The following is a 2,390-nucleotide window of genomic DNA, read 5'->3' as shown; positions in this document are numbered from 1 at the left end:
GCCTTCCGACCGGTCCTCACCCGTCTCGACGGCCTCGGCTTTGCGCAATGCGATGTCGATTTCCTCGACGGTGAGCACACCTTTCTTGACGAGCACATGGTTGATCGCGGCGACGGCCATCAGCAGGCCCTCGAGTTGCAGGTTGGCGACGTTCATGGCGTTCCTCCCATTGACCTCGCTTCAAGAACGCATGAGGGGCGTTTCCGATCCGGGCGGGAGCCTGTGCGGCTAAGCCTCCATCCACCGCTCGCCATACTCGCTCCAGAGCTGCCTGATCTCGCGATTGCCGAGCGGCGGCGTCTGGCGGTCGCCATAGAAGACGGCGACGGCGCTGAGGTCGTACTGGCCCTCGGCCTGAGCGATGAGGCGGATCGCTTCGCCGAGTGGTCTCGAATGGAAGATCGGATCGGCCTGGCCCCGGCCCAGGCTGCGTACGCCCGAAATGCTTGCAGGCACATGCCGCATCCGAAAGACGGATGCCATGGCAGGTCTGTCCATGCTGCTCTCCGCGATTCCCTGAGGGAATGATCCCATAAGCTCCGGCTAATGACCAGCCCGGGACAACCGGCCACAGCAGGAGGGCAGGGAGCAGCACAACCTTGAAACGAAAAGGCCTGACATGGAAAGAAAAAGGCCGGGCGCGACGGCCTGGCCTTTCCTTCCGCGCGGCCGCCGCGAGGCAACCTGCGCTCACCACCGTTGATCCGGTTCGGCTGCTGCGACCGGACCGGAAAGGTCTACCTGTGCCAGCGGCGCAGCCAGTCCGGCTCCGGATCGGTGTTTCGGCTGATCGCCATGCCGGCCAGCAATCCGACCAGTCCGCCGATCAGCATTGCCGTCGAGAAGGTGCCGGGGTTCTGCTGCACCGTTTCCGAAACGCTATGCGCCTGGGTACGCAACTGGCTCGCCGCGCGCGACGCGCGATCGGAAGCGCCGCCGTAGAGGGACGAGGCACGATCGGCCGCGCTTCGGTACCAGCCCTGCGCGGTCTCGGCGGCATCCTCGGCCTGTTCGGCAAGCGCGCGGTTCAGCCGGTTCACCTCGCGCTTCAGTTCGGCGATCTGCTTCTTCATCGCGTCTTCGGACGCTTTCGCGGCCCGCGTGTTGCCGCGCGACGCAGCGCTGCTGCGCGATGCGCTGCTGCTGCGCGCGGCTGTGGTCCTCGCGTTGCCGTCGGCTGAATTGGCGGTGCTGGTGTCGTTGTCTGCCATCGGTTTCTCCTTTTTGCCTCCTGGAACGGCCAAGGCGTCGCATGGTTCCGCGCCGCATGGTCCGAGCCCCGTGCCCACCCGGCCAGAAAACAGGGCCGCGGAGCGTGCTCCGCGGCCCTTGCTTCAAGCCCGGCGCCCGTTACTTGCCGCAATTCTTGTCGTTGACGTTCGGCTCCATCGTACCGGCGGTCGAGTTGTTCGCATTGCCCACCGCGCCCTGCGGGCTGTTCGGGCAGTTCTTGTCGGCGTTCGAATTCATGTCGCCGCCGCTGATGCTGCCGGTCGTGCCGGTGTCAGGCGGCCCCATCTGGTCAGGCGATGGCGTGGCCGGCGTCTTCGGGTCGACCGTGATGGTCTGGCCGCTGCCGCCGCCATTGTTTCCGGCGGTGCCGGCGGTCTGGCCCATCGCCGTCGTGGCGAGACCGATCGTCAGGGCCGAAGCTGCAAGGATCTTCATAAGCATGATCTTCTCCTCTGTGCGAGACGGTTCGTCTGTCGCGTTGCGACTAAGGGTGGAACCCGTCGGACCAAGGTTGGTTCCGACAAAATTCCTCCGGCTTTCGGCTCCAGGGCTCGATCCATGGTTGTGGCGAGGCGCGCCTCGCCCACAGGGGTCGGGTCAAGCGGATTTGGAGAAATAGGAAAATTTGCCTAAACCCTATTGCCGGGTGAGGGCAGCTATGCTACTATTTTGTCCATGGTGCTGATTTGCGCCAATGGCCCGCCGCAAGGCGGGTTTTTGCTTTAAGCGCTGGCGGGACAGAGGGCGCGAGGGAACGCCGCCTTGTCCTTCTATCTATCTGCAACACCGAGGACCAGATGCCACGTTACGCCACCATCGTCACCGCCGATGACGGCGCCGAGATCGTCAGCGCCATCGGCGAGTTCGAGAGCGCAAGCCTGCCACTCAGCTCAGGCCGCATTGAGCAGGTCGCGCCCGGCGTGCGCATCGGCATGGTGCGTGGCGGCACGGTCGATGCCGTCGCCGGTTTCGGCTTTCCGCCCCAGGGCCCCAGCCCCTCGGCAGCTCGCGTTGCCATCGCGACGTTGGAGGCAATGACCGCGCCGGCGGCTGATCTCGCCAAGCCGGCACGCGCCAAGCCGCGCAGGAAACCTGCGCGCAAGGCCCGCAAGGCGAAGGCGGCAAAGGCCGCGTCATCCAATGCGGCAGCTCATGGC

Annotated in this window: 4 protein-coding genes; 1 reads left to right on the top strand and 3 read right to left on the bottom strand. The window is 65.4% G+C overall.

Annotated features, from left to right (window positions below; all coding sequences use genetic code 11):
* Positions 1 to 228: 228 nt before the first annotated feature.
* The 3 genes from EOD07_RS31045 to EOD07_RS31035 all read right to left on the bottom strand — a co-directional run bounded on the left by EOD07_RS31045 (position 229) and on the right by EOD07_RS31035 (position 1,674).
* Positions 229 to 498, bottom strand: coding sequence for a hypothetical protein (locus EOD07_RS31045; RefSeq protein WP_040980779.1), 270 nt, complete (start codon positions 496 to 498; stop codon positions 229 to 231).
* A gap of 239 nt (positions 499 to 737) precedes the next feature.
* Complete coding sequence (locus tag EOD07_RS31040; protein WP_127238005.1) at positions 738 to 1,211, bottom strand: hypothetical protein; 474 nt, start codon at positions 1,209 to 1,211, stop codon at positions 738 to 740.
* 139 nt (positions 1,212 to 1,350) lie between these two features.
* Entirely contained in the window at positions 1,351 to 1,674 is a 324-nt protein-coding gene (locus EOD07_RS31035) for a hypothetical protein (protein WP_127238004.1), read from the bottom strand.
* A gap of 356 nt (positions 1,675 to 2,030) precedes the next feature.
* Here EOD07_RS31035 and EOD07_RS31030 point away from each other — a divergent pair.
* Positions 2,031 to 2,390 (top strand): hypothetical protein (locus EOD07_RS31030; RefSeq protein WP_127238003.1); only part of this gene is annotated, 360 nt, incomplete at its 3' end.

The organism is Mesorhizobium sp. M2C.T.Ca.TU.002.02.1.1 (assembly GCF_003997225.1).
The sequence above is the reverse complement of the archived record's forward strand: the minus strand, read 5'-3'. Positions and strand labels throughout refer to the sequence as shown.

Coding starts and splice junctions, on each gene's coding strand:
- EOD07_RS31045 (WP_040980779.1), bottom strand. CDS start 498: ATGGACAGACCTGCCATGGCATCCGTCTTTCGGATGCGGCATGTGCCT.
- EOD07_RS31040 (WP_127238005.1), bottom strand. CDS start 1,211: ATGGCAGACAACGACACCAGCACCGCCAATTCAGCCGACGGCAACGCG.
- EOD07_RS31035 (WP_127238004.1), bottom strand. CDS start 1,674: ATGCTTATGAAGATCCTTGCAGCTTCGGCCCTGACGATCGGTCTCGCC.